This is a genomic window from Sphaerochaeta associata (assembly GCF_022869165.1).
Lineage (GTDB): Bacteria > Spirochaetota > Spirochaetia > Sphaerochaetales > Sphaerochaetaceae > Sphaerochaeta > Sphaerochaeta associata.
This window is the reverse complement of sequence record NZ_CP094929.1, coordinates 2,126,297-2,141,754: the sequence shown is the minus strand read 5'-3', so window position 1 is coordinate 2,141,754 and position 15,458 is coordinate 2,126,297. Positions and strand designations below refer to the sequence as shown.

Below are 15,458 nucleotides of genomic sequence, written 5' to 3'. Positions count from 1 at the left end.
ATGATAGGTTAAGGATTGCAAGAAATTGTACTTGGTTTTACTGTTGTCTTAGGTTTGATGCTGATGATGTAGATGCTCACGCTCGTCCCGATGGCCGCAAGCATGGCGATGAGCAGGGGCTTCTGCAAGAGAAAGAATGTGATGGTCAAACTTACCCAAAGCATGGATAACACTTTTACTTTCACAGCCCTGGGTATGCCGGTTCCCTCTTTCCAATGCTTCAGGTATGGTCCGAATGTCTTGTTCTTTTCAAGCCAGAGTCCCAGTCCCCGGTTGGAGAACGAGAAGAGAACGGCCGCAAGCAGAATGAACGGGGTGGTGGGCAGGATGGGCAGCAGGATTCCAAGAAATCCAAGGGCGACACAGAGAAGGCCCAGTGCAGCAAGTAAGATTCGTAGTGCTTTATTCTTAACCAAGTGAATTACTCCAAATATGACGTTTAGGATAGTTTCATCTAATAATATAGGAAATAATTAATAATAGTAAAGTACTAAGAATTAAGAATTCGTGCCTGTATGGCAAACGTTCCTTGCAAGATAGAGTGAATGCCAGGCAGCCGGCAATCCAGGACTTACTCTTGTGACCTGGAGGAATTGTCTTCCAGCTCGTTCCTGCGTTCCAGATTGGTTGCCTTGATCACTTGTTTCCCCTCTTTCTGCAGCTTCAATACCACTTGTTCCAATTTTCTTTTCTTCTCAAAAGGATCCTCGAAAAGCTCTTCCTGCAACGGACGATCACCGCTGTACAGCTGATGGAGCCCAAGGCCTATGAGGCGCACCGGCTTGCCTTCACTCCATTTCTGCAACAACAGCATTTTCGCAAACTGGAAAATCTGCTCGGCGCTGTAGATGGTCGATTGCGGTGTTATCTGTACCGTCAATGTGGTGAAGTCGGGAAACCGCAGTTTCAAACCGACCGTACGGCCCATCTGTTTCTCCTCAAGCGAACGGAACATGATTTCGTGGCTCATCCACAAGAGCGTCTGCTCGAGAACCTGGGAAGTGGTGACATCCTCGATGAAAGTTGTTTCGGTGGAGATGGAGTGGCTTTTCGCCTCCTCCTTGAAAATTCCCGGGTCTATGCCGCGACAGGCAAGGTAGAGAAAATGTCCCATGCTGCGCCCGAACAATGTCTGCAGGGTTTGTTCGCTGTAGGTTCTCAGCTCTTGTGTGGTGGTAATGTGATGCTTTGCCAGAAGTTGTTGGGTTACCTTGCCCACACCCCACAGTTTCTTCAGTCCGACAGCATCGATGAATGCTATCTCCTTGCCGACCGAAACCCTGCACAGTCCGTCGGGTTTGTTGAAATCACTGGCCATTTTAGCGATGAATCTGCTTGGTCCTATTCCTACGGATATGGTCAGGCCCGTCTGGCTTTTTACCTTCTCCTTGAGGAGCTTTCCCGCTTCCCTTGGAAGCCCGAAGAGACGAAAGGTTCCACTCATATCCAAGAATGCCTCATCGATGGAAATCTGCTGGACATCACTGGAAAATGATTTCAGGATTTCCATCACCTGCTTGCTCATCTGGCTGTACCGCTCCATGCGGGGTTTCACCACGATGGCCTGAGGGCATAGCCGCAGGGCTTGGACCATGGGCATCGCCGAGTGCACCCCGTACGCCCGGGCTGCATAGCTGGCCGTAGCTACCACCGACCGTTTGCCGAGCCCCCCGATAAGCAGGCACTTGTCTTGGTATGATGGGTTGTCCAATACTTCAATCGCTGCATAGAACGCATCCATGTCCACATGAAAAATTACGGTTTCCATAGGCGTTACGGAGAAGGGGGTGTGTAGATTCGTTGCCGTTCCTCTTTGCTTCGCTTCAGAGCATCGGCAACCAAATGTCTGCAGACCTGCGAAAGGTCATACCCTATACCGGCCATCAGGGCGGGGTAATGGCTTGTTTCGGTCATGCCCGGTGATGTGTTGATCTCATTGAGGTATATCCGGGTGCCGCACACAAAGAAATCTACGCGGGCATACCCGTCGCCCTTTATGGCAAGGAAGGCTTTGCGTGCATACTCTCTGATGGTCTCTTCAGTTTCTGCATCCAAGCCGCTGGGTATTCTCAAATGTGCGGTATCGATCTGCCCGTATTTATGCTCATAACTGAGAAACCCGACATGTTCCTTGCCGGGATCCACCACCAAACCGGGTCCGGCGACGAGCAAGTCGTTGTCCTGTGTTCTCAGCACAGCTGTTTCGACCTCCATCAGGGGATGGATGAGTGGTTGCACCAACACCCGTTCGCTGTAGCAGCCTGCCAGTTCAACGGCACGCCCAAACGCTGCGATTTCACAGTTCTTCAAGGCACTGACGCCGACCGATGATCCGCTGTTCTCGGGTTTTACGAACAGGTCGGACCCAAAAGAACTGCGAGCTTGTGCATATATCTGGTCGAAACTGCCCTGCTGCAGTACCTCTTTAGTCACAAGCAAGGTAGGGACCGTAGGAATATGTTCGTTTGCAAACAGGCTGGAAGCCAGGTGCTTATGCATTCCCAATGCGCTGGAGACGGTATCGCACCCGCAAAGAGGGAGCTTGCAGAGCATGCAAAGCCCCTGCAGGTTGCCGTCCTCACCCCCATAGCCGTGGGTGGTGGCGAATACCGCGTCTATAGGCAGCTTGACATCATCCACAAACAGACCAAGGCCGGGTACTGCATGAATGCTCTTGTCGGTTGAAATGTGTTTGCTGACCTCTCCATGCTGCACATACCAACGCCCCTCGAGGGTGATTGCGATGAGAAGGACCGAGAAGCCTGCCTGTTTGAGGGCTTGATGCATCGCTTTGGCGCTGGAGATGGAAACCTCATGTTCGGTTGACCTTCCTCCATAGACAAGGGCGATGGTCATGGTTGCTTCTCCTGTGCGAGGCGCAGTGCCTCCCTGACTTCCTCTACTTCGTCCCAGCTGATTTTCTCATCCATTCGCTCGATGGTTTTCTCATGACCTTTCCCCAAGAAGAGCAGGGTGTCGCCGCTCTGGGCGATTGAAACGGCCTTTCGGATCGCTTCCCTCCGGCTCTCAATTTCCCACACCCTGCAGCTTGGATTGTCCATGAGAAAGCGCAAGTCGGAGAAGATTGCCTGGTTGCCTTCCCTGCGCGGATCCTCCTCGGTAAGGATGATGGTCGAGCAATACTTGTTTGCAATCCTGCCCATCGGCGAGCGCTTGGAGGTATCCCTCTCGCCGGCGCAACCGAAGACTGCAATAAGGTCTCCGCCCTCACACGTCCGTTTGGCAAAAAAGAAAATTCCTTCGTAGGCATCGGCGGTATGGGCGAAGTCTATGATGACCCTCAAACCCAGGGAATTTTCGATGAGATGCATTCTTCCTTTCACCGGCTTCAGCGACTTGATCAGGGGAAGCAGGGTCTTGGTCTCGAGCCCTGTCAGATGACTTGCACAAAAGACAGCCAGAAGGGCGTTTGTTGCAAGACTGGGAAGCAACAGGGGCGTCTGTATGCGTTGGCCCGATACATCGACCACCACCCCCTGATAGCCCAAGGACTCGATGCGAAGGGGTATGTCCTTGCCCAGTATGAGCGCATGTGTGGTGGGCCGGAGTGCAGTGGTGAAAGCTTCTAGTTTGGCATTGTCTGTACTGGTGAGAAATAAGCCTCCATCCTTCAGCGATCGAACCAGATTGACCTTCGCCTGGGTGTACTCCTCAAGACTGTGGTGGAACTCCAGATGCTCGCTGGTTACCTTGGTGACGATGGCGGCTTCGAACTCGATGCCCGCCAACCGGTCGAATGTGTTGCTCAAGGCATGGCTGGTACATTCCAAAACAACCTTTTTTACGTTGTTCTGTACGCAGCGATGCAAGAAGGCATGCAATTGGTCGGGTTCGGGAGTGCTTTGTCGATAAGGAGAGTCGACCTTGCCCGATCCGTCGTCCATGCTTACGGTGGTGAGCAATCCTGCTTTCACCCCGTTCATCCAAAGAAGCTGGTAGAGATAGTCGCATGTGGTGCTCTTGCCGTCGGTGCCGCTTACCCCGATGATTCCCAGATTGTCCTGCGGCCGGTCATACAGGGCTGAACACATCCGGGCGAATGCCGTGTGGGGTTTCTCGACTTGGTACCACAGGATGTGGGATGGAAGCGGCAGACGAGAGAGGTCCTGCCCGCTGATGATGCAGACAGCTCCTTGATTGATCGCCTCTTGGATAAAAAGATTCCCATCGGTGCGTAGACCGTTGAAGGCGAAAAACACGGAGTTCGGAGTACATTGCTTTGAGTGTTGGCTTATGGTTTGGATTTGTATGGATTCGCTTTGCATCGAGTCTTCGATGCCGATGACTTCCAATAGGCTCGCAAGGGTTTTCATGAGTGTATGGTACTTCACATTCAGAAGCTTTGCAAACAACTGGTGGCTTGTTGTTTCTTTTTTTGCTATGCTTGGTAACAGTGAGGTATGACGATGTCCAAAAAGGTGCTGCTTATGCTGCTTTTCATGATGCTGTGCATACCAAAAGCGTTTTCGCTCCCTTTGGATTTAGCCTCCGGCTCGGCCTGGGGTATGGCCGATGCAGGCCTCTCCCTTGACTATGAGAGCGACTCCTTCCTCGCAAACCCTGCCTTGCTTGGTTTGGAGAAGGACAAGGAAACATCTTTTTTGACATCTCTTCGCTTTCAGGATTCTCTCGACTTTTCCAACTATACCCTCTCCCCGTTCGCTTTGCGGTTGGAGAGGCCTGTCGCCGACTGGGCGATTTCCTTTATCTCGGGGAGTCTCGCTTTCTCGATCCAGAACCGAAACTCACTTGAGGATCGTCAGCAATTTGCAAATGCTTCTGAATATACGGGCATAAGAAATACACTGTTCCAGTTCGATTGGGCTACGTCCCGCTCAATTTTCTCCTTCGGCGTGACAGGGCGCGCCGTAGCCTCCAGTGAACGAAGCCTGGTCAGCATCAAGGATGACAGGATTCTGCTGGATTACTTTGTCGAGACCACCGTCGGCCGGTACGAAGCCGTGGACGATGTGTCCAGCGTCACTTTCGGCTTAGGGATATTGGTGGATTACCAGTGGTTCAAAATGGGAGTGGTCAGCGATCAGCTGGCTTATGGCAGCGCTGAACAATCGTTGGTGGTCAGTGTGGATTCCTTGCTGAAGACTCTCGATTGGGGGTTCTCATTCAGTTCGGCAACCTACGATGAAACCAATCAGCTGCATCTGCTGAAGTTCCAGGGAGCGTTGGACTTTGTCAACCTTGGTTCCGATATCGATCGAGAGGTGAGGCTGGGCGTCTCGGCAAAGTTGCAGTTGCTGCCCACCTGGTCGGTCAGCCTGCAGATGGGATATCGTGAGACTAAGCCGACTCCTTCGGATCTCCTGAAATTCTCATTCGCCCAAGGCAGACAGACAATCGCCCTCGATGTCCGCCTTGACACATTCAAGTTCACGCTTGCCTCCAGCTGGCCCACTGCGTGGTACACCAAAATTCCGACAGCAGAGCAGGCTGTTTTGCTCGTCGGCGCCACCTTGATTCTGTAGAATTACTCTACTTGACACACACGTATGACCACTATATAGTCAAACGGTAGAACGTTTGAACCTGTAAGGAGTAGAGTATATGTCCAAAGCACATAGAGGCAGTGGGATCAGGAGCGAAGTGAACCATGGACGTGGTCAGTGCCCCGTTTGCAAAAGAACCGAAGTCAAGGTTATGTATGAAGTGACCATTGACGGTCAGAAAACCAAGATTTGCAAGCCTTGCAATGCACACCTCAAGGCAACTGCATCCAAATAAGGGAAACTGTTGGAAATGAGACTGTCCTGTGTGGCAGTCTTTTTTTTCATTTTGAACCGGGAGCCGCAATGGACTTGCATGCACAGCATTGTTATCTGGTAGGAATGAAGGGCACAGGTATGGCCAGTCTTGCAGTCCTGCTCGCCCGCATGGGTTGCCGTGTACGAGGTTGCGACCGCGATGAAGTATTTTTCACCGATGCCATACTGGACCAGGAGCGCCTGATATGTGACATCGGATTCTCTGAGAATCTGTTGGAAAGCGACACCTCCCTGGTTATTTACAGCAGTGCCTATCCGCTTGACACCCCCGTTCTCCAAGCCGCAAAGAAAAGAAACCTTCCTCTGTATTCGTATCCGGCTTTCATAGCGGAACTCACCAGCCTTCAAGACAGTTATGCTGTTGCGGGCACCCATGGGAAAACCACCACATGTTCGGTTGCGTCCCATCTATTGAGGGAGGCCTCGGATTCTGATTTTCCTTTCTATGCAGTCTACGGTTCATCACAAACCGGCGGGCAGTACTTTCCTTATTACGGCAGCGAATGCGCGCTTTTTGAGGCTTGCGAGTATCAAGACCACTTCCTTGGTTATGATCTGAGGGCGGTTTTGGTGACATCCATTGAATTTGACCATCCTGACTACTTCCGTTCGTTGGAGGACGTCAAGCGTAGTTTCGAGGCTCTGATCGATAGGCTCAAAGGAGGGGGAATTTTCATCTACTGTGCAGATGATGAGGGAGCTTGCGGCCTGTCAGAGTATGTCGCAACCCATCGAAGGGACCTGACCGTTCTTGCCTATGGTTTTTCAGCCCCTCCTCCATTTCGGATCATGCAAAACGGGCCGGACCTGTATACGCTTGCTCTCCTACAGGACCGTCCCTTTGTTGTCAGGGCCAAGGCAAAAGCGCTGGTATGCGATCATATCGGGGCTCTGGTCCTTTCTCTTGCCATGCTGCTCGACCGTCCTAAGCCCAGGCTCTACATGCAGGACCAGAGCCTTATCACCGATGAGATACTGCCGACCTTGGCGGCAAGCCTTTCACGCCATCTGAGCTCCTACACCGCCTGCACCGGCAGAACCGAAGTGCTATTGCAGCAGGATGGGGTGGTCTACATCGACGATTACGCCCATCACCCTACGGAAATCCGAACCTCCTTGGATGAGCTTCACCAACGCTATCCCGACCATAAGGTCCTGGTGATCTTCTGCCCTCATACCGCAAGCCGGACGCTTGCTTTTTCACATGAGTTTGCACGGGCGTTGTCTCGGTGCGATGCCCTCATTGTGCAGGCTACGTATGCCTCGGCTCGAGGTGATGGTCCATCGGGCATGGACCCCGCCGAGGTTCTCGCCTGCCAGGCGTCCTGTATAAGTTCCTACGCAAAAGACGACTATACAGCCATGAGCCTAGCCTCCCTCTGGTTGCAAGAGCGGTGGTTGTGTATTACGATGGGTGCGGGCAATAACCGCAGCCTGTGCGAGCGTATCGCCCGTCAGAGAAGGAGTCTTTCATGAAGAGCATGACCGGGTACGGTTACAGTGAATCCGTAGGCGAGCAGTTCCAGCTTGCCGTGGAGCTGAAGTCGTACAACAATCGTTACTTGGATATCAATCACAATATTCCATACATGCTTGCCCCCTATGAGATGGAAATCGACAAATACATCGCCAAGGTCGCCAGTAGGGGCCATGTGGAAGTCAACATCCGTGTCAAGAACCTGTCAAGCGATGTAGCGTTGCACGTGGATGAGCAGGCGGTGAAGAACTACACCCAAGCCTTTGCAACGATTGCCGCTCTCTCGGGCAAGGCTCTCAAACCCCAACTTGCCGATTACCTGGGCAGCGAGGGAGTGCTGGTAAGTTTGAAGGGCAACGACAGCGAACGGTATCGCCTGGTTCTCTTTCAAACACTCGAGACTGCCTTATCTCAGTTCAATGAGAGCAAGCTGCGGGAGGGTGAGTCCACCAAGCGTGATCTCGCCCGGTTGGGAGGCATCGTCAACGACGGTCTTCAAGTGGTCAAGAGCCATGCGAATGAGTTGGAGCAGATGGTCAAGGATACCTTGCGTGCTCGGTTCAACGAGATGCTGGGCGACCAGAACTATGACGAGAACAGGATTCTGCAGGAAGTGGCGGTCATGCTTGTAAAGTATTCGGTGCATGAGGAGATCAAGCGCCTGGGGGTACACTTGAAGGAGTACTTCTCGTTGCTTGAAAAAGAAGAACCGGTAGGCAAGCGCCTTGACTTTCTCTGTCAGGAGATGAATAGGGAGATCAATACCATCGGCAGCAAGAGCCAGATGGTTGAACTGAACATCCAGGTGGTCAAGATGAAGGACGGCCTGGAGAATATTCGCGAACAAATTCGGAACATTGAGTAACGGGGGATTGTGTGCGTATTGCTATTAGTGGAAAGAGCGGTTGTGGAAATACCACGGTCTCGCACATGGTGGCTGAAGAACTGGGGTATCCCATGATAAATTTTACTTTCCGTACACTCAGCGAAGAGAAGGGCATAGAGTTCTGGACATTCTGCAGAATGGCAGAGGAGAGTGATGAGTTCGACCTTGAAGTGGACCGGCGGCAGGTTGAGATGGCCTTGGCCCAGCCGAATTGTGTATTGGGCAGCCGGTTGGCCATCTGGATGCTCAAGGAGGCGGACTTGAAGATCTACCTCACTGCAAGTTCACTCGAGCGGGCCCGCAGGATTACCCAACGGGAGGGAGGCTCCCTTGAAGAGCGCCTCGAACAGACAAGGCGTCGTGACGCCAACGACAGTGCACGGTACAAGCGGCTGTACGACATCGACAACAGCGACACATCGTTTGCGGACATGGTGATCGATACCTCCGCATTGGAAGCCGAGGAAGTTGCCCGGCTCATCATCAAGGAGGCCAGGGCCCGTGAAGCACGCTAGAACTACGCTTGTCATCATCCTCCTTCTGGGAAGTTTCAGCCTATGGGCAAGACCCTATGCAGGAGTTTCCCAATCGTTGATGTCAACCGGCGTGGAGGTGGGAATGCTCAGCAGAACCTTTGAGCAGAACTTGGCTTTGAGTCTGCCGACGACCCAGCCGTCCTTCAAGACTCCCAGCGTAGAGACGACGATGCTCTACAGGCTCGCACATCTCTCTCCGGTGATGATCGGCCTGGGTATGAAGGCCCGCATAGGATGGGAGTCGGACGTCGGCTATGAGCTGGGGTTGGGGTTTGCTCTTTCACTTTCCTATGAGTTCCTCTTCTCCAGGGGAATTGTCTTTGTGGAGGGCTCGTATCTGCCTTGGATAACCGCTCAAGGAACGGCAGTCGATCCGGTGGTTCAGGACATGGTCAGGCAGTATGTACGCTTCGGCTACCGTCAGGTTTTCTAAGGTCTGTACATTTTTAGGGAAAATCTCTATGATAAGAGAGTTGTATTATTACCGTCTTTTAGGGACAAGGAGTTGAACGGTGAGCATTCCATTGAACAGCCTTATTGATTATGAGGGCAATATCTATCAGATTACTTGCGTGGCGATCAAAGAGGCGAATATCCTGAGCAATCCCGGATGCGGCGGAAAAGAAATCGAGGAGAACAATGGCAAGATTGTCAGTGAAGTCCTCACGAGAGCTCTGAAAGGTGAAATCCATTTCGAAACACCCGACGAAGAGTAACGCATTCGAACACAGTATTTTCATCTTCGGCCCCACGGGGGTCGGAAAGACAGAACTTCTGCTGGATCTTGATCCGCAGAGGTTTTCTGTTATCAATGCAGATTCGATTCAAGTCTACCGCTATCTCGATATTGGTTCCGCCAAGGCATCCCAGGCGGTCCGCTGTGCCATTGAACACCACTTGATCGACATTCGCGACCCCTGGCAGCAGTTCTCGGTCGGCAACTTCATCGAGGAAGCCGACAAGGCCTGTCTTCTGATTCACGAGCAGGGAAAAATTCCTGTGATCAGCGGGGGAACCGCCTACTACTTCAAGCACTTTCTCTACGGGCTCAGTGAAGCCCCTCCCAGTGATGAAACCATTCGCAATGCATTGGCTCAACGTATTGAACAGGAAGGCAGGACCTGGGCGTACCAATACCTGCAGCACGTCGATCCCGTCAGTGCCGGGCGCATCCACCCCAGTGATATGTACCGGGTAAGCCGTGCTCTCGAGGTCTGGGAGACTTGCCGTCGGCCGCTGAGCAGTTTTTCCCTTCCTACCACGCCACGCAATGGCATGCGGCCCTTGGTCATAGGCCTCTATCGCCAGAGCGAGGTTCTTAGGCACAGGCTCAACCTCCGGGTGCAAGCCATGTTCGACGAGGGTCTGGTTGATGAGATCCGTGGCCTGTTAAGAATGGGTGCAGAGTCTTGGTGGCCCGGCCTTCAAGGAATAGGATATCGTGAATTTTTTCCAGGCCATGGAACACGGCGAGTGGTCTCATTCCATCATTGCCGACCAGATTGAACGAAACAGCCGCTTCTATGCGAAGCGGCAGATGACGTTCTTCAAGAGTTTTACTGATGCAAAGTGGTTCGATCCCGAAGATAAGAGTTCGATTCTCAACGAGATTGAGCGCTACCTTCAGTTCTCGAATAGGTAGGAACCACGATTTTTCCCAATGACTGAACCCCGACAGAGCTGATGTCCGTAATCTCATACCACCCGCGCTTACCCATCTCGATGGTGAATTGTTGCTCGAGACGGTAGGTGTATATTGGTATGCCTTTTTCCGTTTGCTCGGCTCTCTCGCTCTCATCCTGGTAGGAGTAAGGGGTGTAAAGAACGCCGGTCGCAAGGTAGGTGCTTTCATTGATTGCTCGTACAGAGATGTCGGCAACCCCATAGAGGAAGGTTCCTTCAAGGATGGCAGGCTTTCCTTCGCTGATCCAGCGGTTCGGATCTATCTGGGTGTTGATCCCCTCATAAGCCTGTCTTGTCTGTCGGGTGACAAACAGATTGGTCACCTCCATGCTTGCCGGGTTTTTTGTCTTCTTTGCAAGCGAGGCTTCCATTTTCTGCAGATCCAGTGCATTTTGGCCGGCATAGAACTCCTCGATCAAGGTAATAGGGCTCATGCCGGCTGTATACGGGGGAGTGAGTGCGATGCGGATGCGGCTGGTGGTGAAGTATGCTATTGCGAAAACACTAACCGCCACGGTGATGACGATCCAACCTTTCTTTCTCCAGAATATCTTGCGTTTCGCCCGCTTCTTTTGGGCATCCAAAAATGAAGCGCATGCCCCCACCTCATATAAATCCTCCCGCTTTTTGGCGTGCTCCAGGTTTGGAAGGTTCCACTCCAGCCGCTCGGTTTGCTCAAGGAAGTGCGAGAGCGCTTTCTGACTCTCTTGATTACCGGTGAAATCACGCATTTTTGTCAGGCTCAAGGACAACGTCTTGTCGATGAAGGCGGTGGTGGCTTTATCGAGGTTGACCGGGCATAGATTGAGCGGAAGCGGCCGGAAGGCATCCTCACGGGTGTTCTTATCGGCGAAGGGAGGAAATCCTGTGGCGGCAAAGTAGAGAAAGGACGTGAGTTGGTCGATTAGGGAGAAGGGGGCGTGTATGCCATGGTGAACCCAAGCTCCGATATGGAAGAAGCGCATCTGTTCGTCGGCACAGGATGCAAAGAGGTCTGCTACATCCTGGGGTAGAATGAGCAGGCTTCCATCCTCGACGCCCCATATTCTCCACAGCGGAAGGATGCCGCTGCTCAGGTCCAGAAAGGAGGAGGGCAGGAGCATCAGGGCCTTTGCCAAATCTCGTACCAAATGTAGGGCACGGTCTCGCTTTGTACTGGCAATCTGCTCGAAAGCGAAGATGTCCAACGGATCGAAATAGAGGCAGCGCTTGCCGTCGACCACCGTCAAACCTTTCCAAAACCAGCTTTTCAGTGCTCCATCTTTGTATACATACCCTTGCGCCTTTTCCCCTTGTAAAAGATAGGTGGGCAGTTCCATACTCTGTCCGCCGATGACGATCAGGCGCATGGGTTTTCCATCTATTTCGTGTTCAAAGGTTTCATTGGTTCGCATGGTGGGCTCCTAGTACGGCACTGATGTGCCAGACGCGTTTTTCATTCTCATCGGGTTCTGCACTGATGCTTGCATGCTCTCTTCCACGTAAGAACATCCCCAAGATATTCCAACCTTGTCGGCCCCACCTCTGCCTGCCGATTGCATCCAAACCGGCGGTGTTGCAGCTGCTGATGGTGTGCATGCGAAGACCCTCTCTTAGGCTGGATCCTTGCTTCAGTGTTTCTATAAATGCCGCAGCATGCTTTGCAGCCTCGGTTGCGGGCAGAAGGGCGTTTGCATTGGCCGATACGATGAACAGCACATTGTTCTGTGCATTGGTACAATGTTCAAGCACCTTTGCATACGTGGCAAGTCTCTCCTTATCGCAGTTGCCGCAGAGAAGGGCAAGCACCGGAACATCCGGAAAATAGCTTTGTATGAAGGGGAGGGTCAGCTCGAGTGCCGGCTCTTCGGTGAAATAACTGTCCTCGCTCATCACATGGCCGGCAAATCGAGTGTTGAGGTCGGCAGCCAGCGTGATGTCAAAGTGATGGATATGAGAGGCAATGGCGATGCTTTCCGACTGAGGGGTGAAGAGGAAGGCGGGCTCATGCTCAGCCAGCACTTCCTGATGCAAAGGACCGAGAAAAACAACCGTTGAAGGCTTGAGATCCTGGGCCTGCTCGAATGACCGATGCAGTGCCTCACAAGCCATGGAGTAGGAAGCGTGAGGTATCAGGATAGCGGTTGGCAACGAGCGTTTTTCGGTCGTGCAAGCTCTTCTTTTTGTGCATGCATCAAGCTTTGTACGGTCTTCCGGGTAAAAAATCATGTGGTGTTGGGATTCAAGCATTGTCATCTTCCAAAAGTAATCGTGCCAGCCTGGTTTCGTCCAGTGTTACACTTAAGTTTTTTTCCTGGGTTGGCAACACCAAGCCGGTCTTTCCGCCTTTCGCCCTTCTCAGGTGTTTGACCTGGGTGTAATAGAGGTCGGCTTTTCCCTCTTTTTTCGCCTTGCTGAATACGATGGCCAGATTTGCAGCATCGAGGAGGACCTCCAAGGGAACTGTTTTATTCTTGAGGTATTTAATGAAAACATACCCTCCGGGGACATCGCGGGTATGCATCCAGTAATCATTGCCTCTGGCATAGCGGCGGAGCAATTCGTCGTTCTCCTTTGCATTTCGGCCGACCAGCAGGGTGAACTGTCCGCTTTGGATGGTCAGGCCCGGAGTCTGATGTGCATCCTGCTGCTTGGTCAGGGATCCTGCAAGTTCGCGCTTCATCGCCCTGACGGCCGCCTGTTGCTCCATGGAAGGGTCGAGAAGTCGAGCATAGTGAGCTTCGCACTCATCAAGCTGTTCTTTCGCCTTCTCAACCTCGGTCAGGGCATTCTCATATGCACCCTTGGCTTTCTGATACTTATCGTAGTAGAGAAGGATGTTCTCCCTTCCCTTGAGTTTGGGTTCAAGTTCAATGACCCGTGTATACCCGGTTTCCCAATCCTCAAGTTCTATACTGCTCTGGTTGTCCTGCAAAAGATGTTGGTAGGCGCTGAGCAGGTCAGCCGTCTGTTTATGCCGCTCATACCCTTCACTGGCTTTGAGTGTGTGCATCTGACTGGCCAAGGTGGTTCTGAGTGTTTTCAGCTCGCGGTCGCGCTTGGCCTGCACCTTGTGCTGGAGTTCCTGAAAGGTCAGCTCGTTGCTTTGGCTGCCGTACTCCTGCTCGATCTGGCGATTGAACGAGGAGTCGGTACGAGGCCTGACGGTGAAGGAGTCGTCGACATCTGTTTTTGGCTCTCCCAACAAGAACGGCAGTCCGTTCTGCTCCCCTCTGCCGGGACGGCGGTAGAGGAGCTCCAAAATGATGTCTTGCTCATCGGTGATGATGATGTTGGCCCCCGGACCGCTGTAGAAACGCAGATAGAGATGCAGAATCGTACCATGGTTGTCCAGCTTGAGAAACACAAGGCGGTCACAGCCATGCTGGGAGACCTCGATCACCTTGGAACCTTCCACATTGGCTCTGAGAAACTGGATGAATCGCTGCAGCTTGGCCGTTTTCCCTTGTTGGGCGATGCTCAGGGCCTCGCTTGCCAGATGCAGACGGGAAAAAGGAGTTCCAAGCTCAGTGTAGAGCGTCCACCGACCAGCCTGTTGGTGGTAGAAGTTCCAACTCAGCGAGTGGAAATCGTGTTGGATGGTTTGCTGAAGCGAACTTCCGACCAAGGGAAGCTCCTCAAGGATGAGCGCTATTTCACGCCAGTTGAGACTCATAGGCACTCCGTATCTGCTCAAAGGCGGCTTTCACCCCGCCGGCGAGGTAGAATGATCCGCAAACCAGGATGGCATCGGTATCCGCAGTCATCTTGTACGCAGCCTTGAGCGCTTCCATGTTGTCTTCGATCAACAGAATCTGATAGCTGTGGGACCGTTGCTCCGCCAGGGTGTTGAACAACGCAAACATGCCGGTGATGTCACTCTTTTTATAGGTTCCGGGTCTGCTGATGATTATTTGCTGGAAATGGTCGAGTACAAGGTTTGCCATATGCCGGTGGTCCTTGTCCTCCAGAGCCCCGTAGATGATGGTATTCTTATCAGAAGAGCCATGCAATGATTTGAAACTCTGCAGCAGCGCCTGCAGCGAGTGGGTGGTATGAGCCCCGTCTACATACAGGCAGGGAGAGACGGCCAGCTGCTGGAAGCGGCCGGGAATCTGGTTCTTCTCGATGGCCGGCAGGACCTTGTCGCTATACAGTCCCAAGGTCCTGAGCACGAGCAGGGCGAGGGCGCTGTTTTGTGCCTGTACACCGCCGCGCATCGAAAGCAGCAATTGCTCCTTTCTTCCATCCTTCCATGCATACTGCACAAGCTCACCCTCGGTGGTGGTCTTGCTCGAAAGCGATTCGATGGCGTCGCAAAGCAGGTGGGTTTCACTCTTTTGCGCTTGTGCTTCGGCAAGGAAGACCGACATGGCCGCATCCTCTTCAAATCCGATGAACACGGGCACTCCCGCTTTTATGATTTTACTTTTCTCTGCTGCAATTTTCTCGATGGTATCGCCCAGGATTTTGGTATGTTCGAGCTCGATTGGGCAGAGCACGCATGCCTCGGGAACAATGGTGTTGGTTGCATCCAACCGTCCGCCCAAGCCGGTTTCGATGACAGCCCATTCACAGCCGCTGTTCTTGAAGAGCAGATAGGCATAGGCGGTGTAGAGTTCGAAGGTAGTCGGATCGGTCTCTCCCCACTGGTCTGAAAAATGAAATCCATTCAACTGTTCCTGCAGTTCTATTCCGGTCTGCACCAGCAGGTCGTCGTTGAAAAATGTTCCACTGAGGCTGAAACGCTCGCGGTAGTCCACCAGGTGGGGGGAGAGATAGAGGCCTGTCTTATAGCCCAAAGCAGTCAGTGCACTGGCAAGGTAGCTTGCAGTCGAGCCCTTGCCTTTTGATCCAGCCAGATGGATTTTCTTGAATGACAGCTCAGGGTGACCCAGGTAGGCAAGCAGGGAGTGCATGCGGTCCAAGCGGTACGTTCTGGTTGTATAATGCGTCGTCTGCTTCTCTAGATTGGTAAAACTCTCCATGAAGCGGACTACATCGTGAAAGCACGAAATTACCATGTAGTATATACCTCGTCGTAAACTGTAGACGCAACTCCTGTTTTGGTCAACGCAAATGGAGAGAATCGGAGC

The 15,458-nt window shown here is 52.5% G+C and carries 16 protein-coding genes; 8 read left to right on the top strand and 8 right to left on the bottom strand.

The features are described 5' to 3' along the window. Positions 1–8: 8 nt before the first annotated feature. The 4 genes from MUG09_RS09920 to MUG09_RS09905 all read right to left on the bottom strand — a co-directional run bounded on the left by MUG09_RS09920 (position 9) and on the right by MUG09_RS09905 (position 4,334). Positions 9–416 carry a YbaN family protein gene (locus tag MUG09_RS09920; RefSeq protein WP_244771267.1) on the bottom strand — a complete coding sequence of 136 codons (408 nt, stop codon included), beginning with the start codon at positions 414–416 and terminating at the stop codon, positions 9–11. Between the two features lie 155 nt (positions 417–571). Further along, on the bottom strand, positions 572–1,768 hold the full coding sequence (dinB, locus tag MUG09_RS09915; RefSeq protein WP_244771266.1) for a DNA polymerase IV: 1,197 nt from the start codon (positions 1,766–1,768) through the stop codon (positions 572–574). 5 nt (positions 1,769–1,773) lie between these two features. Continuing rightward, entirely contained in the window at positions 1,774–2,856 is a 1,083-nt protein-coding gene (locus tag MUG09_RS09910) for a D-alanine--D-alanine ligase (RefSeq protein ID WP_244771265.1), read from the bottom strand. Continuing rightward, positions 2,853–4,334: a Mur ligase family protein gene (locus MUG09_RS09905; protein WP_244771264.1), complete on the bottom strand. Its 1,482-nt coding sequence runs from the start codon at positions 4,332–4,334 to the stop codon at positions 2,853–2,855. Before MUG09_RS09905 ends, MUG09_RS09910 begins: the two co-directional genes overlap by 4 nt. 93 nt (positions 4,335–4,427) lie before the next feature. Here MUG09_RS09905 and MUG09_RS09900 point away from each other — a divergent pair, with 93 nt between their 5' ends. The 8 genes from MUG09_RS09900 (at position 4,428) to miaA (ending at position 10,206) form a co-directional block, all read left to right on the top strand. Continuing rightward, positions 4,428–5,504 carry a hypothetical protein gene (locus MUG09_RS09900; RefSeq protein ID WP_244771263.1) on the top strand — a complete coding sequence of 359 codons (1,077 nt, stop codon included), beginning with the start codon at positions 4,428–4,430 and terminating at the stop codon, positions 5,502–5,504. A gap of 79 nt (positions 5,505–5,583) precedes the next feature. Then, on the top strand, positions 5,584–5,760 hold the full coding sequence (locus MUG09_RS09895; RefSeq protein ID WP_244771262.1) for a hypothetical protein: 177 nt from the start codon (positions 5,584–5,586) through the stop codon (positions 5,758–5,760). Between the two features lie 68 nt (positions 5,761–5,828). Beyond that, on the top strand, positions 5,829–7,277 hold the full coding sequence (locus MUG09_RS09890; RefSeq protein WP_244771261.1) for a glutamate ligase domain-containing protein: 1,449 nt from the start codon (positions 5,829–5,831) through the stop codon (positions 7,275–7,277). Next, a complete protein-coding gene (locus MUG09_RS09885; RefSeq protein WP_244771260.1) occupies positions 7,274–8,143 on the top strand; it encodes a YicC/YloC family endoribonuclease in 870 nt (289 codons plus the stop codon). Before MUG09_RS09890 ends, MUG09_RS09885 begins: the two co-directional genes overlap by 4 nt. Positions 8,144–8,154: 11 nt before the next feature. Further along, complete coding sequence (cmk, locus tag MUG09_RS09880; RefSeq protein WP_244771259.1) at positions 8,155–8,679, top strand: (d)CMP kinase; 525 nt, start codon at positions 8,155–8,157, stop codon at positions 8,677–8,679. Continuing rightward, positions 8,666–9,133 (top strand): hypothetical protein, encoded by a 468-nt coding sequence (locus MUG09_RS09875; protein ID WP_244771258.1) that lies wholly within the window; start codon positions 8,666–8,668, stop codon positions 9,131–9,133. The genes cmk and MUG09_RS09875 overlap by 14 nt, the downstream gene beginning before the upstream one ends. A 79-nt stretch (positions 9,134–9,212) precedes the next feature. Next, positions 9,213–9,416, top strand: a complete 204-nt coding sequence (locus MUG09_RS09870; protein WP_244771257.1) for a hypothetical protein — start codon at positions 9,213–9,215, stop codon at positions 9,414–9,416. After that, entirely contained in the window at positions 9,382–10,206 is an 825-nt protein-coding gene (gene miaA, locus MUG09_RS09865; RefSeq protein ID WP_244771256.1) for a tRNA (adenosine(37)-N6)-dimethylallyltransferase MiaA, read from the top strand. The genes MUG09_RS09870 and miaA overlap by 35 nt, the downstream gene beginning before the upstream one ends. A gap of 95 nt (positions 10,207–10,301) precedes the next feature. Here the strand turns inward: miaA and MUG09_RS09860 are convergent, their stop codons facing one another. From MUG09_RS09860 to MUG09_RS09845, 4 genes are read right to left on the bottom strand one after another with little or no spacing between them, the layout of a single operon-like run. Continuing rightward, entirely contained in the window at positions 10,302–11,777 is a 1,476-nt protein-coding gene (locus MUG09_RS09860) for a hypothetical protein (RefSeq protein ID WP_244771255.1), read from the bottom strand. Next, positions 11,764–12,591 carry an AmmeMemoRadiSam system protein B gene (gene amrB / locus MUG09_RS09855; protein ID WP_244775370.1) on the bottom strand — a complete coding sequence of 276 codons (828 nt, stop codon included), beginning with the start codon at positions 12,589–12,591 and terminating at the stop codon, positions 11,764–11,766. The genes MUG09_RS09860 and amrB overlap by 14 nt, the downstream gene beginning before the upstream one ends. Before the next feature lie 13 nt (positions 12,592–12,604). Then, positions 12,605–14,038: an NFACT RNA binding domain-containing protein gene (locus MUG09_RS09850; RefSeq protein WP_244771254.1), complete on the bottom strand. Its 1,434-nt coding sequence runs from the start codon at positions 14,036–14,038 to the stop codon at positions 12,605–12,607. Next, positions 14,019–15,350 (bottom strand): bifunctional folylpolyglutamate synthase/dihydrofolate synthase, encoded by a 1,332-nt coding sequence (locus MUG09_RS09845; protein ID WP_244771253.1) that lies wholly within the window; start codon positions 15,348–15,350, stop codon positions 14,019–14,021. The genes MUG09_RS09850 and MUG09_RS09845 overlap by 20 nt, the downstream gene beginning before the upstream one ends. Between the last annotated feature and the right edge of the window lie 108 nt (positions 15,351–15,458).